Below are 21307 nucleotides of genomic sequence, written 5' to 3' on the forward strand. Positions count from 1 at the left end.
GCGGGCGCCTCCTTTCGGAGGTGCCCGCCGTTGATTATTCGGAAGAGGAGGGTCAGAGGAGGTCGTCCAGGTCCGGGTTCAACCGGCGCAGCACCTCCGAGTGAAGGATGGAATTCGTGGCCAGTGCGTTGCCGCCGAACGGGCCGTCCTCACCTTCCAGCGATGTGAACCGGCCGCCCGCTTCAACCACGATGGGCACCAGGGCGGCCATGTCGTAGAGGTTGAGCTCGGGCTCGCAGGCGATATCCACCGAGCCTTCCGCCACCATGCAGTACGACCAGAAGTCCCCGAATGCCCTGGTACGCCACACGTCCTCCGTGAGGCCCAGGAATTCGTTGAGGTTACCGCGCTCCTTCCAGCCGCCAAGGCTCGAATATGACAGGGAAGCGTCGGACAGTTTGGACACGTTGGACACGCGGAGGCGGGTTGCGGCTGCCAGGGAACGTCCCATATAGGCGCCCATGCCCTTGGCCGCCCACCAGCGCTTGCCCAGTGCAGGGGCGCTCACCACGCCCACCACCGGCTCGCCTTCGTCCACGAGGGCGATCAGGGTGGCCCACACCGGAACGCCGCGGACGAAATTCTTGGTGCCGTCGATGGGATCGATGATCCACCGCCGCGCACCATGGCCGGTGCTGCCAAACTCCTCGCCGAGTACGGCATCGCGCGGACGGGAACGGGAGAGCTGGCCGCGGATGGCCTCCTCGGCCGCCTTGTCGGCATCGGTGACGGGCGTCAGGTCCGGCTTGGTCTCGATGTGGAGGTCCAGCGCCTTGAAGCGGCTCATTGTCTGGTCGTCCACTGAGTCGGCCAGGACGTGGGCCAGGCGCAGGTCATCGTTGTAGCTCGAAGCGGGTTGGATCATGGTTCCAAACTACCGTCTGCGCGCCGTTCTGCCGGGAACCGGGCCCCGTCAGTTAACGCTGCCCAGCTCCTTGGCCTCCTGGGCTTCCATTCGGGGGTCCGTCCCCAGGAGCCGCCGCAGGGAGGCCAGCCTTGCTGAACCGGTGGGTCCGGCATGGCCTCCCGCTACCCACGCGTCCAGCCCACAGTCCACGGCGGTGGCTGTGTGCTTGCAGCCGCGCTCGCAGTCATCCGTGCCGGGGGAGAGGTCCGGGAAGGAGCGCAGGATCCGGTCCGGGTCCACGTGGGCCAGGCCGAAGGAGCGGATGCCGGGGGTGTCGATGATCCAGCTGCCGGACGGCGCGTCAGCGAGGCGCAGGGCGAGGGCGGACGACGACGTGTGCCTGCCCCGGCCGGTCACCGCGTTCACCCCTCCGGTGGCCCGTTCGGCCCCGGTCAGCGCATTCACCATGGTTGACTTGCCCACGCCGGAATGCCCCAGCATCACGGTCACTTTCCCGCCGAGGTGGGTCCGGAGCTCCGCGACGGCGGCCCTGTCCAGGCGGGCGGAGAGCCCGTCGTCGGAGCGGGCATCCACGCCCGAGGCCTGCGCATCCGCCGTCCGGCTGATGATCACGGGGAAGTCCAGGTGGGTGTAGTTGGCCAGCAGCTCCGCAGGATCCTTGATGTCCGCCTTGGTGACCAGCAGGATCGGCTCGATACCGGCGTCGTAGGCGGCCACCAGGGCGCGGTCGATGAAGCCAGTCCGTGGCTCGGGGTTGGCAGCGGCCACCACAATGACCAGTTGGTCCGCGTTGGCCACCACGGCGCGTTCCACGGGATCAGTGTCATCGGCGCTGCGCCGCAGGAGCGTCTTGCGGTCCTGGATTTTCACCAGCCGCGCCAAAGTGTCCGGCTCGCCGGAGACGTCACCCACGAGTGAAACGAAATCCCCCGCCACCACCGGGTTCCTTCGCAGTTCCCTTGCCCTGGCGGCAATAACCACACGCTCGTTGCCCGAGTCCTCACCCACCACAGCCCTGTAACGGCCCCGGTCAACCGTGATGATCCGGCCGATGACGGCGTCGTCGTGGCTGGGCCTGTCCTTTGTGCGGGGCCTGGAGCCCTTTTTGCTGGGCCGAATCCGGACGTCGGATTCGTCCCAGGAGTCAGTGCTCCGCGCCACCGCTGGAACCTTCCGCCCCCGCCTCGGGGGTGCCGTCCTGCGCAAGCATGTCCGCCCACAACCGGGGGAAGTCCGGCATGGTCTTGGCGGTGGTGGCGATGTCCTCCACCTCGACGCCCTCCACGGCCAGGCCGAGGATGGCTCCTGCGGTAGCCATGCGGTGGTCCGCGTAACTGTGGACGACACCGGCGTGCAGCCTGGCAGGACGGATCACCAGGCCGTCGCTGGTCTCCTCAGCGTCACCGCCGAGCCGGTTGATTTCGGCCACCAGCGCGGCAAGCCGGTCCGTTTCGTGTCCCCGCAGGTGTGCAATGCCGCTCAGCCGCGACGGCCCGTCCGCCAGTGCACACAGGGCGGCTACGGTGGGGGCCAGCTCGCTGGTGTCGGCGAAGTCCGCGCCCTTGATGGCCGGTCCGCCCGTGACTGTCAGGACGCCGTCGTGCAGGGTGACGTCCGCGCCCATCCGGGCGAGGATGCTGCGCCAGAGGTCACCCACCTGCTGCGTTTCCTCGGGCCAGCCGGGGATCCGCACGGTGCCCCGCGAGGCCAGGGCCGCTGCGAGGAACGGCCCGGCGTTGGACAGGTCCTGCTCGATCCGCTGGTCAAACGCCCGGATGGGTCCCGGGCTGACAACCCAGTGGTTGGGAACGGAGTCGTCCACGGCAACACCGGCCCCACGCAGGACGGCCACGGTCATGTTGATGTGGTCGAGGCTGGGCACGGGTTTGCCCACGTGTTCCAGGTGCAGCCCCTCCGTGAACCGTGCCCCCACCAGGAGCAGCGCCGAAACGAACTGGGAGGAGGCGCTGGCGTCGATCACCAGGTGGCCGCCGCGGACCTCACCCGTGCCATCCACCACAAACGGCAATGACGACGGCGTGCCGCCCTCCGTGGAGGAAACGGCCACTCCCAGCGACTTGAGTGCTTCGATGATGGTTCCCATCGGCCGCTTGCGGGCGTGGGGGTCGCCGTCGAATTCGCCGGCGCCCCTGCGCAGTGCCGCGAGGGGCGGGACGAACCGCATGACCGTGCCGGCGAGGCCGCAGTCAATCCTGGCCAGGGACGGGGCGGCGTCCGGGTTCAGCGGAACAACTTCCAGGTCGGGTCCGAAGGCTCCGTCCCCGGGCACCTCCGTAATGGTGGCCCCCAGCTGGCGAAGTGCTTCGATCATCAGCGCGGAGTCCCTGGAGTGCAGCGGTGCGCGCAGGCGCGACGGTCCGTCAGCCAGGGCTGCAAGGACCAGGTACCTGTTGGTCAGCGACTTGGAACCGGGTACCGTGACGGTGGCATTGACGGGCCGGGACGCGAAGGGAGCGGCCCAGTGGGGGACAGGCGTGCCGGAATCATCCCGGACGGCGGCTGCTGCGGTCATTCGTTGTTATGCCCCCGTGGCCTGCTCCACCGCGCGGCGCACGGCTTTGTCCGCTTTGTGGAGTTTCTTGTTGGTGGTCTTCCTGGCATCCGCCGCGAGGTGGGACGCGCCCTTGCGTGCATCCGCGGCCAGGTGCTCTGCCCGCCAGGCCAGGCCCGGCTTGCCGGCAGTATCCACTGACGCCAGCAGTGCGCCCCCGCTCAACGACAGGTTCTTGAGGAGCTGGTTACGCCGGGTGTCGCGGCCTTCCTTGCTGCTGATGTCTGCGCTGCGCCATTCGACGAACGTGTTGAGCAGGGAAACCACGGTGAGCACAGTGGCCGAAAGCCTGGAGAACTTGCCCAGCCCGAACAGCACGCCGGCACCAACCTGGGTTCCGCCGATGACGCGGGCCAGGGTCTTCTCGTCCGTTTTGAAGGGCAGCGAGGCGGCCGCCTTGCGGAGCAGCGGCGAGAGCTGCTGCGCGGTGTCGTCAGCGTTCTTGAGCTTATCCATTCCAGCAAGGACAAAGCTGGAGGCCAGCATGGGGCGGGCGAGCGTGCGGACAAAGGACATGAATTTCCTCCCGGGTGGACGAACCGCGTCGAATGCGGCGGAGTCCGTCCTAGTCTTGCACTTTTGGGGAATATTTGCCGAGCGCGGGAGGTTATGGATGTCGGATCCGGGAACACCGGTCCGCAGGGAAGTCATGGGTGAAACCATGGAACAGATGGCCGGGCACGGATCGCCAGACGCCGGTCCCCGGCCGGACAAGCAGAGCGGAGTTGGGCCCTTGGCGCGCGTGTTGGACGGAATTGAAGCAGCAGGCCCGGTGGCAGTGGACACGTTTAAGTCGGAACCATCAGGGTACGGGCCGCCGCGTGCGCGGAGCCTGACAGTAGACTTGAGGGCAATGAGCACCTTGGATCCGGCCGTCTCGGCCATGTATGAAGCTTCCCATGACGAAGCGAAGAGCAGTCTTGCCGCCGGAGCAGAGGCTGCCGATTCCGCCGTTGTCCCGGTGGCCGGGCCTGCCGCGGAAACGGGCGGGGACCTGGTGGATGTTTCCACTGAATCTGTGGAAGAACGCAGGCTGAGGTTCGAGCGCGATGCGATGCAGTATGTCGACCAGCTGTATTCGGCGGCGATGCGCATGGCCCGGAACCCGTCAGATGCCGAGGACCTCGTCCAGGAGGCCTACACCAAGGCTTTCTCCGCGTTCCACCAGTACAAGCCCGGAACGAACCTCAAGGCCTGGCTCTACCGCATCCTGACCAACACGTACATCAATCTGTACCGCAAACGGCAGCGGGAGCCGCTCCAGTCCAACTCGGACACCATCGAGGACTGGCAGTTGGCGAGGGCTGAGTCCCACACCTCCAGCGGTCTCCGGTCCGCCGAGGCCGAAGCGCTGGACCACCTCCCGGATTCCGACGTGAAAAGGGCGCTCCAGGACATTCCCGAGGAATTCCGCCTTGCGGTCTACTTCGCCGATGTCGAAGGGTTCGCCTACAAGGAAATTTCAGACATCATGAACACGCCCATCGGCACGGTGATGTCCCGGCTCCACCGCGGCCGGAGAATGTTGCGGGACATGCTGGGGGAGTACGCCGCAGAGCGCGGATTCAAGACAGCCGCCGAATCACCGGACGCGGCAGGAAGCACACAACAGGAGAGCAGGAAATGAGCGACTGCCAGGGATTGGGCGATTGCGATGACACCCGGATGCAACGGATCTACGAGTACCTCGACGGTGCTTTGACCCGCGAGGACATCACCGAAATCAAGAACCACCTTGATGATTGCCCGGAATGCACGGAGCAGTACGACCTCGAATGCGTGATCCGCAACATGGTTAAGCGCTCCTGCACCGAGGCTGCCCCGGAAAACCTGAAGAACGCCATTCTTGACCGGATCCACACGATCCGGCCGGTAGACGCGTAGGGCGGCCGCACAGCCGCCGCTGACAACAGCGAAGGACCCCGGAAGCCATGTGGCTTCCGGGGTCCTTCGCTTGAACCGTAGTTCCTGGCATGTGCCTAGGTGTTGGGGCGCTTCCCGTGGTTCGCGCCGCCACGCTTACGGTCACGACGCTTGCGTGCACGCTTGCTCATAGCTGGCCTCCTTCTTACTGTTGGTACTCAAAAGAGCTGCCCTCAAGTCTCGCACATCAAGTAGCTGCCCGCGAACCAGGGACGGCCGCGTGACCTGCGCTTTGTCAGCTGTAAGGGCGTACAGGCCTAGGGTCTGAGCGAGTTGCGGATCGAGATGCCGGCCTGTTCGAGGACGGTCCTGACTGTTTCCAGTGCCAGGGGGCTGAGCGGCTGCCTGCCTGCGTGCAGCCGCAGTTCCGCCCTGAGATCGTCCCGGAACCGCTGGAGCATCATTTCCGCTTCCTTCAAGGAGCGCTGGCTTTCCGGGGGCAACCTGCCGGGGACCTTGAATTCCGTCGACAGCGCGGTGGCCCGCGCGGCCTCCGCCGTGGCGGCAAGATCCGCGCGCAGGCCCCGCATGTTGCTGCGGATGTCCTCGCGGAGGTTGTCGGCCAGGCGCCGGACGGAGGCGGAGATTTGGCTCTCCACCCCGGCCAGTTCGTCACGGCGCCGGTTCAGCTCAGCCAGTCCGGAAGCGGTGATGCGGTAGTTTGTCCGGCGCCCGGCGGATTCAGTGGCCACCAGACCCTCCTCCTCAAGTTTTCCCAGCCGCGGGTAAATGGTTCCGGCGCTGGGGGAGTAGGTGCCACCAAACCGTTCCTTGAGTTCCTTGATGAGCTCGTAGCCGTGTTTGGGACCCGACTCAAGCAGTGCCAGCAGGTAGAGGCGAAGCGCGCCGTGGGCGAATACCGGGGCCATTAGGAGCCGGCTTCTGCATTTTCAATCGCCGGGCCGTGGAAGATGGAGGTTTTGCCGGACACCGTGTTCGTCCGCACCAGCATGAGCTGTCCGTCCGGGCCCGCAATGGTTTCCACCTTGCCGCCGACCACCGTGTACCGCTGGTCTCCGATCACCACCGCACCGCTGGCAGACTTGGCCACGATGTCCACGCCGACGTCATGGGGCAGGCGGATGGTGAGGTCTCCGGACACCGAGTTGGCCCCGAAATCGTGCGTGAAGCCCAGGAGGTCAAAGCTCATGTCCCCGCTGACGGTGTTGGCGCGGATATTGCTCAGGTGCCCGGACGCGGTCACTTCGCCGGAGACGCTCTTGGCGGTGAGGACACCGGTGTGGTTCCGGGCGGAGACTTCTCCGCTGATGGTGCTGATGTGCAGTTCACCCTCGGTACCGTCCGCCATGACCGAGCCGGAAACCGTGTTCAGGCGGGTCTGCCCTTTGATGCCGGACACCAGCCCGTCACCGCTGACTGTTCCCGCCTCCACGCGGACGTGGGCTGGAACGGCAATACTGATGACGGCTGAATTCTCGCTGTTGTGGCTGACGGTCCCCATCAGGTTCTTGAACCAGCCCTGGGGGCCGTGCAACTGGTGGCGGACCTCCAGCCGGCCATCGCTGAGGGATACCGCCACCGGGTCTCCCTGGACGTCCGCGATCTCGATCCGGGCTACGGGTTCCTCGTGCGTGACTACGTCGAAGCGGCCCTGGACCATGCCCAGCTTCAGGGACGCCACGCCGTCGACGTCGATGGTCTGCGGGCTGGTGACAGTCCATTCTTGATCAGTCACGGGGTCCTCCAAAAGGCGATATATCGTGTTGACCCTTCCAAGCTACCCGCCCATGGAAACAGCGTCAAGATATATCGCGAATCGGGCCTACTCCGGGACGTCCATGCCGAGCCACTGGAACCAGCCCCGGTGAAGAACCAGCCATGCCATCAGTCCGTAACCTGCCTGCCCCGGAGTTCCCCCGTTGGCTGCCAGGTCCTGGCGCCACTGTTCGTGGTTCAGGAGAGGGGAGAAGGTGTCAACGTACAGGTGCTTGCGCCGTGTTGTGACGTCGGCGAAGGCCGTGTTCAGCTCATCCAGGCGCCTGTTCCGGTTCGGGTCCAGTGTGGGGGGCGGCCCCACGACGAAGACCTCGATCCGGTTCTGCGACGCCGAATCCAGGATGTTGGCCAGGTTGAGCCTGCTGCGCGCCGTGGAGAGCCCAAACTCGATGTCACGCCCGGAAAGTCCGATGACCAGCCTGTTTTCGGCGTGGTCGCTGAACCGGCGGCCGGCTTCCTCGAGCCACCGCGCGGCCAGGCCTTCCGTGCCTTCCTGCGGGCATGGGAGGGCGTAGCTTTCCAGGAGCATGCTGTCCCGGGGCGTGCGGGCGAGGACGCGTCCCAGCCAGCCGAGCGCCCGGGGATCACCCAGTCCGGCCAGCAGTTCATCTCCTACAGCTGCAATGCGCAGCTTCCTGTCTTCCACACGTTCCTCTTTACGTCAGTGCCTTGCCGCTGCAACCGTGGATTCAACTGCCGGCCACGGAGCGGCGCCTGTGCATTCGTTGGGCTGTCCATCTCGCGCCGTGCGTTTCATCGGCGCTGTGCACTCCATTAAACAGAACTGCCCGGCCGGAGTCTGGGATTTCGACGTCCGGCCGGGCAGCCTTACTGCTTTACTTCCGTGCAAATGCCTGCTTCAGGAGGACGTCCTGCTCAGCGGCGTGCCGCTTCATGGACCCTGCAGCGGTGGATGCCGAGGCCGGGCGGGAGACCAGCCGGATGCGGCGATCGAGGGCGTCCGGCAGGTTCAGGCCGATGAATGGCCACGGCCCCTGGTTGGCGGGCTCATCCTGGGCCCAGACAACCTCGGCGTTCGGGTACTTGGCCAGCTCCTTTGCGATCTCCTCGTGCGGCAGCGGGTAGAGCTGCTCCACGCGGACAATCGCGGTGGTCTTGTCACCGGTCTTTTGCCGCGTGGACAGGAGGTCGTAGTACAGGCGGCCGGAGACCAGGAGTACGCGTTCGACGGCGCCTCCCGCCAGCTGCTCGTGCTCGCCGATCACAGGGCGGAAGCTGCCGGTGGTGAAGTCCTCCACCGAGGATGCGGCCGCCTTGAGGCGCAGCAGCTGCTTGGGCGTGAAGATGATGAGCGGCTTCCGCGGACGGCTGTAGGCCTGGCGGCGCAGCAGGTGGAAGTGCGAGGCGGCCGTGGTGGGGTTGGCCACGATCATGTTCTCTTCGGCGCACAGCTGCAGGAACCGCTCGATCCTTGCGGAGGAATGGTCCGGTCCCTGGCCTTCGTAGCCATGGGGCAGCATCAGTACCAGCGAGGAGCGCTGGCCCCACTTCTGCTCAGCGGAGGAGATGAACTCGTCGATGATGGTCTGCGCGCCGTTGACGAAGTCGCCGAACTGCGCTTCCCAAAGGACCAGCGCGTCAGGCCGCTCAACGGAGTAGCCGTATTCGAAGCCCATGGCCGCGTATTCGGAGAGCAGGGAGTCGTAGATCCACAGCTTCGCCTGGTCGTCGGAGAGATGGCCCAGTGGCAGCCATTCCTTGCCGTTGGCGCGGTCGTGGAAGACGGCGTGGCGCTGCACGAACGTGCCGCGGCGGGAATCCTGGCCGGCAAGGCGTACGGGGACGCCTTCCATGATCAGCGAGCCGAAGGCCGCAATTTCACCGAAGCCCCAGTCGATGCCGCCTTCACGGGACATCTGTTCACGCTTCTCGAGCAGCTGCTTGAGCTTGGCGTGGACGGTAAAGCCCTCGGGGACCTCCACATGGGCCTTGCCGATCCGGGCCAGGGTCTCGGCGGAGATTGCCGTGGAGGCAGGGGCATTGACGCCGGAGTCCGACTGCTGGGAGATGGGACGCTCGATGTCCGAGACGGCGGCAGTATCCGCCGTCACGATCGGGATGGGGGAGGTCTGCGCCGCGTGGGTTTCGGCAAAGACGCGTTCCAGGCGCTCCTGGTAATCGCGGAGCAGCTGTTCGGCCTCTTCCTCGGTGATGTCGCCACGGCCGATGAGGGACTCGGTGTACAGCTTGCGGACTGAGCGCTTGGCCTCGATCAGGTTGTACATCAGCGGCTGCGTCATCGAGGGGTCATCGCCCTCATTGTGCCCGCGGCGGCGGTAGCAGACCATGTCGATGACAACGTCCTTGTGGAACCGCTGGCGGAACTCGTAGGCGAGCTGTCCGATGCGGACCACGGCTTCGGGGTCGTCGCCGTTCACGTGGAACACCGGTGCCTGGATCATCTTGGCAACGTCCGTGGAGTACGTGGACGAGCGGGATGACGAGGGGGCCGTGGTGAAGCCCACCTGGTTGTTGACCACAACGTGGATGGTGCCGCCGGTGCGGTAGCCACGGAGCTGGGACAGGTTGAGTGTTTCGGCAACCACGCCCTGGCCGGCGAAGGCGGCGTCGCCGTGGACCATGATGGGCAGGACCGGGAAGGACTCACCCTGGTCCAGCCGGTCCTGCTTGGCGCGGACGATGCCTTCGAGGACGGGGTCCACGGCTTCCAGGTGGGAGGGGTTGGCGGCCAGGTAGACCTTGGTTTCCTTGCCGTTGTCCGAGGTGAACGTCCCCTCGGTGCCAAGGTGGTACTTTACGTCGCCGGATCCCTGCACGGAGCGCGGGTCCTGGGTGCCTTCGAACTCCCGGAAGACCTGCGCGTAGGTCTTGCCGGCGATGTTGGTGAGCACGTTGAGGCGGCCGCGGTGGGCCATGCCGATGGCAACCTCGTCCAGGCCGTCGTCGGCCGCGTTGGACATGATGGCGTCCAGCAGCGGGATCAGCGATTCGCCGCCCTCGAGGGAGAATCGCTTCTGGCCTACGAACTTGGTCTGGAGGAAGGTTTCGAAGGCCTCGGCTGCGTTCAGCTTGGAAACGATGCGCAGCTGCTCTTCGCGGCTGGGCTTCGAGTAGGGGTGCTCCAGCTGGTCCTGGAACCACTTGCGCTCGGCAGGCTCCTGGATGTGCATGTACTCGATGCCCGTGGTGCGGCAGTATGCATCGCGCAGGACACCCAGGATGTCGCGGAACTTGAGCATGGGCTTGCCGCCGAAGCCGCCCGTGGGCCATTCGCGGTCCAGGTCCCAAAGTGTCAGGCCATAGGTGAGGACGTCGAGGTCGGGGTGCTTGCGCTGGACGTACTCCAGCGGATCGGTGTCCGCCATCAGGTGTCCGCGGACGCGGTAGGAGTGGATCAGCTGCTGGATCCGGGCCACCTTGTTGATTTCGTCGGCCGGGTCCACCTGCTTGTCGGCGCTCCAGCGCACGGGCTCGTAGGGGATGCGGAGGGACTCGAAGATTTCGTCGTAGAAGTCCTGCGCACCCAGCAGCAGCTGGTGGACCAGCTTCAGGAACTCGCCGCTGCCGGCACCCTGGATTACCCGGTGGTCGTAAGTGGACGTCAGCGTGAGGACCTTGCTGATCGCGTTATGGGCGATGATCTTTTCGCTGGCACCCTGGAACTCCGCAGGGTAGTCGAGGGCGCCGACGCCGATGATGGCGGCCTGGCCCTTTGACAGGCGGGGCACCGAGTGGACCGTGCCAATGCCGCCGGGGTTGGTCAGCGACACCGTAGTGCCCTGGTGGTCCTCCGCGGTCAGCTTGCCGTTGCGGGCACGCTTGATGAGGTCCTCGTAGGTGTGCCAGAACTCGGAGAAGTTGAGGGTCTCGGCCTTCTTGATGTTTGGCACCATGAGCAGGCGGGTGCCGTCAGGCTTGGGCATGTCAATGGCGATGCCGAAGTTGACGTGGGCCGGCTGGACCGCAACCGGCTTGCCGTCCACTTCGTCGTAGTACACGTTCATCGACGGGAACTGGGAAAGGGCGCGGATCACGGCATAGCCGATGAGGTGTGTGAAGGAAACCTTGCCGCCGCGGGCGCGGGCGAGATTCGAGTTGATGACCACGCGGTTGTCGATCAGCAGTTTGGCCGGGATGGCGCGGACGCTGGTGGCGGTGGGCACCTGGAGGCTGGTGACCATGTTGGTGGCGATCGCCTTTGCCGGTCCGCGAAGGACGGAGACGACGTCCTCTTCGGGGGCGGTGGGGGCCTTGACGTTCTTGGGCAGCTGCGCGGGGATGGGCTGCGAGCCGGTCCCGGTCTTCTTGCCGCCGTCGCGGGCTTCGGTGGCGGGAGCCTTCTTTGCCGGGGCTGCAGCGGACGCCGGCGGCGCGGCAGGAGGTGCCGGAGGCGCGGCGGGGGCAGCGGCCGGCGACGGTGCCGGGGCTGCGGGGGCGGGGTTTACGGCAGGCATTTCCCGGGTGGCAGGGTGGGCTGCGGCATGCGCCGGATGTCCGTTGGAAGAAGAACTGTTGCCCGACTCGAACGATTCAAACAGCGGCCACCACTTGGCATCCACAGCGTTCTTGTCCTGCTGGTACTGCTCGTACAGTTCGTCAACGAGCCACTCGTTTCCGCCAAATTCCTCTGGTAGACGGTGGCTAGGCTGCTCTGGCACTTGAAATACGCCTCTTCCATGAGTTTGATTTCTCTCCGGCCCCACGGTGCCTCAGCAACACGTTCGAACCGATCTCTGCGTCCTCTGAACCCAGACCTTTGCAAGTCTAGTGAGCATCTTGTCTTAACTGCCAATAAGGGTGATTCAAATCATGAAGTGACGCCGGGATCGCTGAATGTGGCGTTATGCACCATGGTCGAGCAGCGCCCTGCCGTGGCAAGAACCAGGCTGGGGGAGCTGCCGGCGGGCCGGCGGCGGCGGGGCGGGGGGTGCTGCTCCTGTAGACTAAAAACCTTATGGACAGTAAATCTAGGTGCCGGCCTGGGGGCTGTCAGCGGAGCATGAAGACCAGCTCCGCGCAGTCCACCCGCAGAGCCGGCAAACCCCGAACACGAGCCCATCATCCGCCGGCAGCCCGGCCGGCCGTAGCCCCCGCGGAAAGAGCGTCGATCTCTGCCGACCATCCTCCGCCGGGAAGATCGTCCAGTCCCCGGCTTTCCCTTTTAAATGCCACGCCGTCGGCAACCGCCTCCCGGGCGGGATGCTGAATGGAGTGGCTACTCCTCGCAGCAGGACTGCTGCTCATCGCCGGTACGGGTTTCTTCGTCGCCGTCGAGTTCTCCCTCATCGCCCTGGACCAGGCAACGGTCCAGCGCGCCATTGACGACGGCGACACGGCCGCCGCGCCATTGCTCACCTGCCTGAAGTCGCTGTCTACGCAGCTGTCCAGCTGCCAGCTGGGCATTACCCTGACCACCCTCCTCACCGGCTACGTGATGGAGCCCTCCTTGGGCCGCCTCCTGGAGGCCCCCCTGGCCGCCGTCGGACTTGCCGGCGTCGCGGCCTCCTCCATTTCCCTGGTCCTGGCCATGGTGATCGCCACCCTGCTCTCCATGCTCCTGGGCGAACTGGTGCCCAAGAACATGGCCATTGCGCTGTCCTTCCCCGTAGGGCGGGCCCTGGCGCGGCCGCAGCTGATGTTCACCGCCGTCTTCAGGCCCGCCATCGTGGTGCTCAACGGATTCTCCAACAAGGTGCTGAACGTTTTTGGACTGGAGGCAAAGGAGGAAATCTCCGGCGCCCGGACGCCCGCGGAACTTGCATCCCTGGTGCGCCGTTCGGCGGCGATGGGAACGCTCGACGCCGGCACCGCCAACTTCGTGGCGCGCACCTTGAACTTCTCCACGAGGACAGCGGCGGACGTGATGACGCCGCGCATCCGGGTGGAGACGATCGACGCCGACCAGCCGGTCTCGGACGTGGTGGATGCCGCGCGCCGGACCGGATACTCCCGTTTCCCGGTCATCGGTGACTCCGCGGACGACATCCGGGGGCTGGTGCACGTGAAGAAGGCGGTGGCTGTTCCCTGGGACCGCCGCCCGAACCTGGAAGCCGGGGCCATCATGACGGAGGTCCTGAGGGTTCCCGAGACCATCCACCTTGACGCGCTGCTGGCAGAACTCAGGGACGGCAACCTGCAACTCGCAGTGGTCCTGGATGAGTACGGCGGAACTGCCGGCATCGCCACCCTTGAGGACCTGGTCGAGGAAATCGTGGGGGAGGTGGCGGATGAGCACGACAAGGTCCGCCCGGGACTGCTGCAGAGTGCCTCCGGCGACTGGTACTTCCCGGGCCTGCTTCGCCCGGACGAGTTGTCCGAGCAGATTCCGCGGCTGACCGTCCCCGACGAAGCGGCCTATGAGACCGTGGGCGGGTACGTCATGAGCAAGCTGGGCAGGATTGCCGCCGTGGGGGACACGGTTCCCGTTGGCGGGGGGACACTGAGTGTCACCAGGATGGACGGCCGCCGGATTGACCGGATCTGCTTCCACCCGACCGTTGAGCCCGAGCCCGCGGCCACCGATGACAAGACGAAGCGCAACGGCAGGTCCAAGCGCAACGACAGGACAGAACCATGAGCGACTGGGCCGGAATCGTCTGGCTGGGGATCCTGCTGCTTGGTAATGCGTTCTTCGTTGCCGCTGAGTTCGCGGTCATGTCCGCGCGGCGAAGCCAGATCGAGCCGCTGGCCGAGGCCGGGTCCAAGCGTGCGCAGACCACCCTCCGCGCCATGGAAAACGTGTCGCTGATGCTGGCATGTGCCCAGCTTGGCATCACCGTGTGTTCGCTGCTGATCCTGCTGGTGGCTGAACCTGCTATCCACCACCTGCTGGCCGTCCCCCTGGAGACGCTTGGCCTGCCGATGGAGATCGCCGACGTGGCGGCCTTCGCCGTTGCCCTGATGCTGGTGACGTTCCTGCACGTCACGTTCGGCGAGATGGTGCCGAAGAACATTTCGGTAAGCGTGGCGGACAAGGCGGCGCTGCTGCTTGCCCCGCCGCTGATGTTTGTTGCCCGGCTGGTCCACCCCGTGATCTCGGTCCTGAACTGGTCCGCGAACCACATCCTCAAGCTCCTCCGCATTGAGCCCAAGGATGAGGTGAATTCCTCCTTCACCCTTGAGGAGGTGCAGTCGATCGTGCAGGAGTCCACCCGCCACGGCCTGGTGGACGACGACGCCGGGCTGATCACCGGCGCGCTGGAGTTCTCCGAATACACGGCCGCGGACATCATGGTGCCGCTGGACAAGCTGGTCATGCTGAAGGCGTCCACCACACCGGTGGAGTTCGAAAAAGCAGTCAGCCGCACCGGGTTTTCCCGGTTCCCCATGCTTGACGAGGACGACATGCTGTACGGCTACCTCCACGTCAAGGACGTGCTCTCCATCCCCGAGGAGGCGTATGGGCTGCCGATAGCCGAAAGCCGCATCCGGTCGTTGGCCAACCTGGCACTGGACGACGAGATTGAAAAGGCGATGTCCGTCATGCAGCGCACTGGCTCGCACCTGGCCCGGGTGATCGGCCCGGACGGCAACACCCGGGGCGTCCTGTTCCTCGAGGACGTGATCGAGCAGCTGGTGGGCGAGATCAGGGACGCCACGCAGGCCACCGGCATCCGCAGGCTGGGACAGCCGAACGGCAGCTGATCCGACGGCGCCCTTCCCGGCCAGTTCGGGGAAGGCGCCTTTTCTGCCGGCCTTCCGTCCTAAATAGGAATGATTCCCATTTAGGTATAAGCTGGACTGGTTGTTTTCACCTTCCCTTTTGAATGAGGTTCCCGTGCGCCGTACCGCCGCTGCCCGATCGTCCCTGGCCGCCCTTGCCGGGCTAGGCCTCCTGCTCACCGCGTGCAGCCCGCAGGCGGAACCGTCAACGCAGGCTGCCGACGGGATCAACGTGGTGGCGTCAACCAACGTCTATGGGGACATCGCCAAGACAATCGGCGGTGACAAGGTCAGCGTTACGGCCCTCATCACCAAGACCAGCCAGGATCCGCATTCCTACGAAGCCACTGCCCAGGACCGGCTGGCAGTGTCCAAGGCGGACCTTGTCCTGGAAAACGGCGGCGGTTACGACGGCTTCATCCACACCCTGGCACAGGACAGCGGCCTCGACGACGCGAAGGTGCTGAACGCCGTCGAACTTTCCGGCCTTGCCCACCCGGAGGAGGAAAAGCCCTCCGCTGGGGCGACCACGACGGAACCAGCAGCGGGGGATGACTCCGCACACGGCCACGGCGAAATGAACGAGCACGTCTGGTACAGCCTGCACGCCATGGAGCAGCTGGCCGACGGCATCGCCGCCAAGCTCGGCGAGCTGGACCCCGCCTCTGCTTCGACCTTCCAGTCCAACGCTTCCGCCTTCAAATCCAGCGTTGAAGAGCTGCACCTAAAGCTCGATGCCCTCAAGCCTGCGTCAGCCGGGGCCCAGGTTGCCGTCACCGAACCCGTGCCCCTCTACCTCCTTGAGGATGCCGGACTGGTGAACGCCACCCCTGCGGACTACACTGCTGCGATTGAAGAAGGCTCCGACGTGCCGCCTGCAGTCCTCAAGGCGGCAACCGACCTGGTGGCCACGAAGTCGGTGCGGCTCCTCGCCTACAACAGCCAGACCGAAGGCCCGCAGACGGAGTCGCTGAAGAAGGCCGCGGAAACTGCCGGGGTTCCGGTGGTGGATTTCAACGAAACACTGCCTGAGGGCAAGACGTACCTGCAGTGGATGACGGACAATGTGGACAACATCAGCAAAGTTCTGGAGACAAATAGTTGAAACCCCTGGTCAGCCTTACCGGTGCGTCCCTGAAGTTCGGTAAGCGGGCGCTCTGGGAGGACCTGGACCTGGACATTAAGCCCGGCGAGTTCTTCGCCGTGCTTGGTCCCAACGGAAGCGGCAAGACCACATTCCTGAAGGTCCTCCTGGGTCTCCAGGACCTGCACCGCGGCCAGGCCGTCCTGGGCGGCCGCCCCGTGGAGCGCGGGAGCAGCCTGATCGGCTACATCCCCCAGCAGAAATCGTTCGCTCCGGACACTCCCATGCGTGCCAGGGACCTCGTGGGCCTGGGCGTTGACGGCCACCGCTGGGGCCTGCGCCTGAACACCGCCAAGGCCAACCGCAGGATTGACGAACTCCTTGAACTGGTTGGTGCCACGGAATACGCAAAAGTCCCGGTGGGCCAGCTCTCCGGCGGCGAGCAGCAGCGGCTCCGCGTGGCGCAGGCGCTTGCCACGGATCCGCAGGTCCTGCTTTGCGACGAACCACTGCTTTCCCTGGACCTGCACCACCAGCAGGCGGTCAGCGCCCTGATCAACAAGCAGTGCCGCGACCAGAACAGCGCCGTTGTGTTCGTGACCCACGAAATCAACCCCATCATCGACTACGTGGACCGTGTCCTGTACTTGGCCGGCGGACGCTTCAGGGTGGGAACCCCGGAGGAAGTCATGACCACGGAAGTCCTCTCCGGCCTCTACGGCAGCCACGTTGAGGTTATCCACGCGAACGGCCGCATCGTGGTGGTGGGCCTCCCTGACGCCACTACCCACCACCATGCGGAGACGCACGCGGCGGGAGAGGCTGCCTGATGGACGCGGACAGCATCCTTGGCGCGATCTTCAGCTTCGAGAACTACGGCGAGCTGCTGGTCCTGGTCCAGAACTCGATTTGGGCAGGTGCCGTCCTTGGCCTGCTGGGCGGGCTGGTTGGCACCTTTGTCATGAAGCGCGACCTGGCCTTCGCGGTCCACGGCATATCCGAACTCTCCTTCGCCGGTGCCGCCTTTGCCCTGCTGGTCGGCGCGAACATCGTCTTTGGATCGCTCATAGGATCGGTTGCCGCCGCCCTGCTTTTGGGCCTGATGGGCGTCCGGGCCAGGGACAAGAATTCAATCATCGGCGTGATCATGCCGTTCGGGCTGGGACTTGGGATCCTGTTCCTGTCCCTTTACGAAGGACGGGCTGCGAACAAGTTCGGCCTGCTGACCGGGCAGATCGTGTCCGTGGACACGGTGCAGCTCCAGGCGCTTGCCGGTACCGCCGTGGTGGTGATGCTGGCCCTGGTGGCCATTTGGCGGCCGCTCAATTTCGCCAGCCTGGATCCGGAACTGGCGGAGGCCCGGGGTGTTCCCGTCCGGACGCTTGCCATCGTATTCATGGTCCTCCTGGGCGTCTCCGTAGCGCTGTCCATCCAGGTGGTGGGCGCGCTCCTGGTCCTCGCCCTGCTGATTACCCCGGCCGCGGCGGCGCTGCGGGTGACGTCGTCACCGGTGGCGGTGGTGGTGCTTAGCGTGCTCTTTGCCATGACGGCCACGGTGGGCGGGATCCTGCTGGCCCTGGGCGGACGCATCCCCATCAGCCCCTACGTCACTACCCTGTCGTTCCTGATCTACGTGGTGTGCCGGGTGATCGGGTCGGTGCGGGCCGCAAGGGGCATCAACGGGCGGGTCCTGGCCGCATCCTGAAAGGCGGCCTGCCCACGGGCCTGCCCCCTGCATGGTCGCATACCTGGCTGCGTGCCTAAAGGATGCCGGCGGCCTGGCGCACCGTGCAGTCAGGGCAGAGCCCGAAAATCTCCACCGTGTGGGCCACATCGGTGTATCCGTGTTCTGCCGCGATGCGCGCCGCCCACGTCTCGACGGCGGGGGCCTCCACTTCCACGGCCTTTCCACAGTTGCGGCACAGCAAGTGGTGATGGTGCCCGGTGACGGCGCAGCGCCTGTACACCGCTTCACCGTCGCCGTTCCGCAGAACGTCCACCAGCCCCTCGTCCGCGAGAGACTGCAGGATCCGATAGGCGGTTGCCAGCGAGACCGGGGCGCCCTGGTTTTGCAGGATCCGGTACAGCTCCTGCGTGCTGACGAAATCGTCGAGTTCATCCAGGGCGGCGCTTACGGCCCGGCGCTGCTTCGTGACGCGCTGTTCCTTGCCGCCGCCCGGCACGGGGGACGGGGTGGTGGAATCAGCCTTGGCGCCGAAGGGCATGGGTGGACTCGCTTCCTCAGGATGGTGGCAAAGATACAGATTACCAGCCGGAGCGTCGTGGACACCGTCCCGCGGCGGACCCTAGGCTGGCGCTATGAAGCTGACCAAATACACCCACTCCTGCGTCCGCCTTGAAAAGGACGGCCGGGTCCTGGTCCTGGATCCGGGCAACTTTTCCGAGTCAGCGGAGGCCCTGGAGGATGCGGAGGCGGTCCTGGTCACGCATGAGCATGCCGACCACATCGACGTTCCGGTTGTGGTGGAGGCGTTGCGCGCAAACGGGGCGCTGGCGGTTTTCGCTCCGGCGCGGGTTGCCGGCCAGCTGCAGGACAAGGCCACGGGCGAAGCCGCGCGCATCCACGCCGTGAACCCTGGCTCAACATTCCAGGCTGCCGGCTTCACCGTCCGCAGCTTCGGAGGCCAGCATGCCCTGATCCACCCGCAGATCCCCGTTGTCGCCAACATCGGATACCTCATCGACGACAACGTCTACCACCCGGGGGACTCCTTCGTCATTCCGGACGGGACCAGCGTCCGGACCCTGTTGGTTCCCCTCCACGCGCCGTGGAGCAAATCCGCCGAGGTGCTGGACTTTGTGATCGGCGTCCGGGCGCCGAAGGCGTTCCAGATCCATGACGGACTGCTCAACGAGAACGGCCTGAAGATCGTGGAAGGCCATGTCCAGAGGATCGGCGCCAAATACGGCACCGAATACACCCATCTGGCTGCCCGGGAGTCGGTGGAAGTTTGAACCCCTTGATCGACGTGGCCGGCCTGCAGGCCCGCCTTGCCGAACACCGGCGCACGGTGCTCCTTGACGTCCGCTGGGTCCTGGGCGATCCGCACGGTTACCGCCACTACCTGCAGGGGCACCTGCCGGGTGCCGTGTTCGTGGACCTCGCCACCGAACTTGCCGCCCCGGCAGTTCCGGAGCGCGGGAGGCACCCGCTGCCGGCCGCCCGGGACTTCCAGGAAAGCGCCAGGCGCTGGGGCATCCGCGACGGCGACGTCGTGGTTGCCTACGATGACAGCGGCAGCATGGCCGCGGCACGCGTGTGGTGGATGCTTCGGAACGCCGGCTTCGCGGACGTTTACCTGCTCGACGGCGGCCTGGCCGCCTGGCGTGCCGCGGGCCTTCCGGTGGAAGCAGGACTGGTTGTCCCGGAGGCGGGAGACGTGACGCTCGCGGACGGAAACATGCCGGTGCTCGACGCCGCTGCCGCGGCCGGCTGGCCGCACGCCGGCCTCTTGCTGGATGCCCGTGCCGGGGAGCGGTACCGCGGGGAGTTTGAGCCTGTTGACCCCCGGGCCGGACATATCCCGGGTGCGGTCAGCGCGCCGACGTCGGAAAACGTGGACAGCAGCGGGCGGTTCCTGCCGTCCGACGCCCTCCGCCGCCGTTTTGAGTCGCTGGGCGTCCGGGACGGCGTGCACGTCGCGGTGTACTGCGGCTCCGGGGTCACTGCGGCCCATGAGGTGGCAGCCCTGGAACTCGCCGGCTTTCGGGCTGCACTGTATCCGGGTTCGTTCTCGGAGTGGTCCAACAACCCGGACCTGCCGGTGGCAACCGGCGCAGAGCCCGGCCGCCCAAGCGGACCGCCGAGTGGAAACACGGCTGCGGTCAAGGGTAGCGTCCCACTATGACTCCAGGACGCCCCGTACCGCCGCCCCTTGCCAAACCAGTCGCCCCGGAACCTGCCGCTCCTGAAGCAATTGTTGTCGACGGCGGCCGCCTCGCTGCCGCGTACGGCGCGACGTCACCGGACAGCGGGCTCGTGCCGCTGACCCTTGCCCGGCGCGCTCCCGGGGCGGACGACGTCGAAATCGCCATCGAGTTCTGCGGGCTGTGCCACTCGGATGTGCATGCAACCCGCGGCGAGTGGGGCGGCAAGGTCTGGCCGCTGGTCCCGGGACACGAAATTGTGGGCACCGTCAGCCGGGTGGGCTCCGCGGTGACGGATTTCGCCGCTGGCGACCGCGTGGGTGTGGGCTGCATGGTGGACTCGTGCCGCGAATGCGAAAGCTGCCTGGACGGCCTGGAGCAGTACTGCGAAAGCGGCATGACCGGCACGTACGGGGCCGTTGACCGGCGGAACGGCGGCGCCCTGACGCAGGGCGGCTACTCCTCCTCCGTGGTGGTGGACCGCCGCTACGTCCTGCGGGTGCCGGCAGCCCTCGATCCCGCCGCCGCTGCCCCACTGCTGTGCGCCGGCGTCACCACGTTCTCGCCGCTTCGGCACTTCGACGTCGAAGAAGGCGACGTTGTGGGCGTGGTGGGGCTGGGCGGACTCGGCCACATGGCCGTCAAGTTCGCCAAGGCAATGGGAGCGAAGGTGGTGGTGTTCACCACGTCGGAGGCAAAAGTGGCGGCTGCCGTGGAGCTGGGCGCGGATGAGGTTGTCCTGTCCCGCGACGAAGCGGCGATGGCAGCGGCCAACCGCAGCATCGACCTCATCATCGACACCGTGGCGGCCCCGCACGACCTGAAACCGTTCTTCCGGACCCTGCGGGTGGACGGTGCGCTCTTCCAGCTGGGCCTGCCGTCGGAGGCGATGCCGCCGGTGAACCCGGGCGCGCTCATCGGGCGTCGGCTTTCCTACACCGGCTCGCTGATTGGCGGCATCGCCGAAACCCAGGAGATGCTGGACTTCTGCGCCGGGCACGGTGTTGCTGCGGACATCGAGGTGGTGCGGGCAGACCAGCTGAATGAGGCCTACGACCGGATGGTGGCAGGCGATGTGAAATACCGTTTTGTGCTGGACACCAGCACCTTGCAGGCACCCGCCAAGGAGGCAGACGCATGAGCACGCTTTTCACCAGGATCCTGAACGGCGAAATCCCGGGCCGCTTCGTGTGGCGGGAACCGGATGTTTCCGCTTTCCTCACCACCGGTCCGCTGGCTGACGGCCACACCCTGGTGGTACCCACTGAGGAAGTGGACCGGTGGACGGACGCGTCGCCGGAAACGCTGGCGAAGGTCATGGAGGTGGCCCGGCGGATCGGTGCTGTGCAGGTGGAGACCTTCAAGGCCGCGCGGGCCGGGCTGATCGTGGCGGGTTATGAGATCAACCACCTCCACGTGCACGTCTGGCCCTCAAGGAGCATGGCCGAGTTCAATTTCGCGACGGCGGACCAGAACCCCGATCCGGACATCCTCGACGCCAACGCCGAGAAGCTCCGCCAAGGGTTGCGGGCCGCCGGGTACGGCGAGTTCGTCCCGTCCTAGGCAGCCGGTCCCGGTCCCGCTCCCGGTT

Annotated in this window: 21 protein-coding genes; 11 read left to right on the forward strand and 10 right to left on the reverse strand. The window is 66.0% G+C overall.

Going from position 1 to position 21307, the window contains the following annotated elements; all coding sequences use genetic code 11:
- Positions 1–52: 52 nt before the first annotated feature.
- Genes hisN through PV768_RS03480 form a run of 4 tightly spaced genes read right to left on the reverse strand, consistent with a single transcriptional unit; the run spans position 53 to position 3956 of the window.
- Complete coding sequence (gene hisN, locus PV768_RS03465; protein WP_157241797.1) at positions 53–865, reverse strand: histidinol-phosphatase; 813 nt, start codon at positions 863–865, stop codon at positions 53–55.
- A gap of 48 nt (positions 866–913) precedes the next feature.
- Positions 914–2029 carry a ribosome small subunit-dependent GTPase A gene (locus PV768_RS03470; protein WP_421092293.1) on the reverse strand — a complete coding sequence of 372 codons (1116 nt, stop codon included), beginning with the start codon at positions 2027–2029 and terminating at the stop codon, positions 914–916.
- Complete coding sequence (gene aroA, locus PV768_RS03475; RefSeq protein ID WP_421092294.1) at positions 2013–3401, reverse strand: 3-phosphoshikimate 1-carboxyvinyltransferase; 1389 nt, start codon at positions 3399–3401, stop codon at positions 2013–2015. Before aroA ends, PV768_RS03470 begins: the two co-directional genes overlap by 17 nt.
- 6 nt (positions 3402–3407) lie before the next feature.
- Positions 3408–3956: a DoxX family protein gene (locus tag PV768_RS03480; protein ID WP_157241800.1), complete on the reverse strand. Its 549-nt coding sequence runs from the start codon at positions 3954–3956 to the stop codon at positions 3408–3410.
- Between the two features lie 337 nt (positions 3957–4293).
- Here PV768_RS03480 and PV768_RS03485 point away from each other — a divergent pair, with 337 nt between their 5' ends.
- Both PV768_RS03485 and rsrA read left to right on the forward strand, forming a co-directional pair.
- The gene (locus PV768_RS03485) at positions 4294–5067 is read left to right on the forward strand and encodes a sigma-70 family RNA polymerase sigma factor (RefSeq protein ID WP_421092295.1); all 774 of its coding nucleotides are present in this window, start codon (positions 4294–4296) and stop codon (positions 5065–5067) included.
- The gene (gene rsrA, locus PV768_RS03490; protein WP_157241802.1) at positions 5064–5324 is read left to right on the forward strand and encodes a mycothiol system anti-sigma-R factor; all 261 of its coding nucleotides are present in this window, start codon (positions 5064–5066) and stop codon (positions 5322–5324) included. Before PV768_RS03485 ends, rsrA begins: the two co-directional genes overlap by 4 nt.
- A gap of 95 nt (positions 5325–5419) precedes the next feature.
- On the opposite strand, the gene PV768_RS03495 is transcribed toward rsrA, so the two are convergent.
- The 5 genes from PV768_RS03495 to PV768_RS03515 all read right to left on the reverse strand — a co-directional run bounded on the left by PV768_RS03495 (position 5420) and on the right by PV768_RS03515 (position 11740).
- Positions 5420–5494: a 50S ribosomal protein bL37 gene (locus PV768_RS03495; RefSeq protein WP_369299106.1), complete on the reverse strand. Its 75-nt coding sequence runs from the start codon at positions 5492–5494 to the stop codon at positions 5420–5422.
- Positions 5495–5620: 126 nt separating this feature from the next.
- On the reverse strand, positions 5621–6232 hold the full coding sequence (locus PV768_RS03500; RefSeq protein ID WP_157241803.1) for a PadR family transcriptional regulator: 612 nt from the start codon (positions 6230–6232) through the stop codon (positions 5621–5623).
- Positions 6232–7059 (reverse strand): DUF4097 family beta strand repeat-containing protein, encoded by an 828-nt coding sequence (locus PV768_RS03505; RefSeq protein WP_421092296.1) that lies wholly within the window; start codon positions 7057–7059, stop codon positions 6232–6234. The genes PV768_RS03500 and PV768_RS03505 overlap by 1 nt, the downstream gene beginning before the upstream one ends.
- An 87-nt stretch (positions 7060–7146) precedes the next feature.
- Entirely contained in the window at positions 7147–7746 is a 600-nt protein-coding gene (locus PV768_RS03510; RefSeq protein WP_321213879.1) for a GDSL-type esterase/lipase family protein, read from the reverse strand.
- 190 nt (positions 7747–7936) lie between these two features.
- Entirely contained in the window at positions 7937–11740 is a 3804-nt protein-coding gene (locus PV768_RS03515) for a multifunctional oxoglutarate decarboxylase/oxoglutarate dehydrogenase thiamine pyrophosphate-binding subunit/dihydrolipoyllysine-residue succinyltransferase subunit (RefSeq protein ID WP_421092297.1), read from the reverse strand.
- A gap of 548 nt (positions 11741–12288) precedes the next feature.
- On the opposite strand from PV768_RS03515, the gene PV768_RS03520 reads away from it, so the two are divergent.
- The 5 genes from PV768_RS03520 (at position 12289) to PV768_RS03540 (ending at position 17533) form a co-directional block, all read left to right on the forward strand.
- Complete coding sequence (locus tag PV768_RS03520; protein WP_421092298.1) at positions 12289–13659, forward strand: hemolysin family protein; 1371 nt, start codon at positions 12289–12291, stop codon at positions 13657–13659.
- On the forward strand, positions 13656–14726 hold the full coding sequence (locus tag PV768_RS03525) for a hemolysin family protein (protein WP_421092299.1): 1071 nt from the start codon (positions 13656–13658) through the stop codon (positions 14724–14726). Before PV768_RS03520 ends, PV768_RS03525 begins: the two co-directional genes overlap by 4 nt.
- A gap of 133 nt (positions 14727–14859) precedes the next feature.
- Positions 14860–15849 carry a metal ABC transporter solute-binding protein, Zn/Mn family gene (locus PV768_RS03530; protein ID WP_421092300.1) on the forward strand — a complete coding sequence of 330 codons (990 nt, stop codon included), beginning with the start codon at positions 14860–14862 and terminating at the stop codon, positions 15847–15849.
- Positions 15846–16658, forward strand: coding sequence for a metal ABC transporter ATP-binding protein (locus PV768_RS03535; protein ID WP_321213875.1), 813 nt, complete (start codon positions 15846–15848; stop codon positions 16656–16658). Before PV768_RS03530 ends, PV768_RS03535 begins: the two co-directional genes overlap by 4 nt.
- Positions 16658–17533, forward strand: coding sequence for a metal ABC transporter permease (locus PV768_RS03540; RefSeq protein ID WP_157241809.1), 876 nt, complete (start codon positions 16658–16660; stop codon positions 17531–17533). Before PV768_RS03535 ends, PV768_RS03540 begins: the two co-directional genes overlap by 1 nt.
- 55 nt (positions 17534–17588) lie before the next feature.
- Here PV768_RS03540 and PV768_RS03545 read toward each other — a convergent pair whose 3' ends face one another.
- Positions 17589–18053 carry a Fur family transcriptional regulator gene (locus PV768_RS03545; RefSeq protein ID WP_321213873.1) on the reverse strand — a complete coding sequence of 155 codons (465 nt, stop codon included), beginning with the start codon at positions 18051–18053 and terminating at the stop codon, positions 17589–17591.
- Positions 18054–18147: 94 nt separating this feature from the next.
- Here PV768_RS03545 and PV768_RS03550 point away from each other — a divergent pair, with 94 nt between their 5' ends.
- The 4 genes from PV768_RS03550 to PV768_RS03565 are packed head-to-tail and all read left to right on the forward strand — an operon-like array spanning position 18148 to position 21279.
- A complete protein-coding gene (locus PV768_RS03550) occupies positions 18148–18804 on the forward strand; it encodes an MBL fold metallo-hydrolase (protein WP_157241811.1) in 657 nt (218 codons plus the stop codon).
- On the forward strand, positions 18801–19697 hold the full coding sequence (locus tag PV768_RS03555) for a sulfurtransferase (RefSeq protein WP_421092301.1): 897 nt from the start codon (positions 18801–18803) through the stop codon (positions 19695–19697). The genes PV768_RS03550 and PV768_RS03555 overlap by 4 nt, the downstream gene beginning before the upstream one ends.
- Complete coding sequence (locus PV768_RS03560) at positions 19694–20857, forward strand: NAD(P)-dependent alcohol dehydrogenase (protein ID WP_421092302.1); 1164 nt, start codon at positions 19694–19696, stop codon at positions 20855–20857. Before PV768_RS03555 ends, PV768_RS03560 begins: the two co-directional genes overlap by 4 nt.
- Positions 20854–21279, forward strand: a complete 426-nt coding sequence (locus PV768_RS03565) for an HIT family protein (protein ID WP_157241814.1) — start codon at positions 20854–20856, stop codon at positions 21277–21279. Before PV768_RS03560 ends, PV768_RS03565 begins: the two co-directional genes overlap by 4 nt.
- Positions 21280–21307 lie beyond the last annotated feature (28 nt).

Origin of the sequence: Pseudarthrobacter sp. CC4 (assembly GCF_048957775.1) — a bacterium.
Classification (GTDB): domain Bacteria; phylum Actinomycetota; class Actinomycetes; order Actinomycetales; family Micrococcaceae; genus Arthrobacter.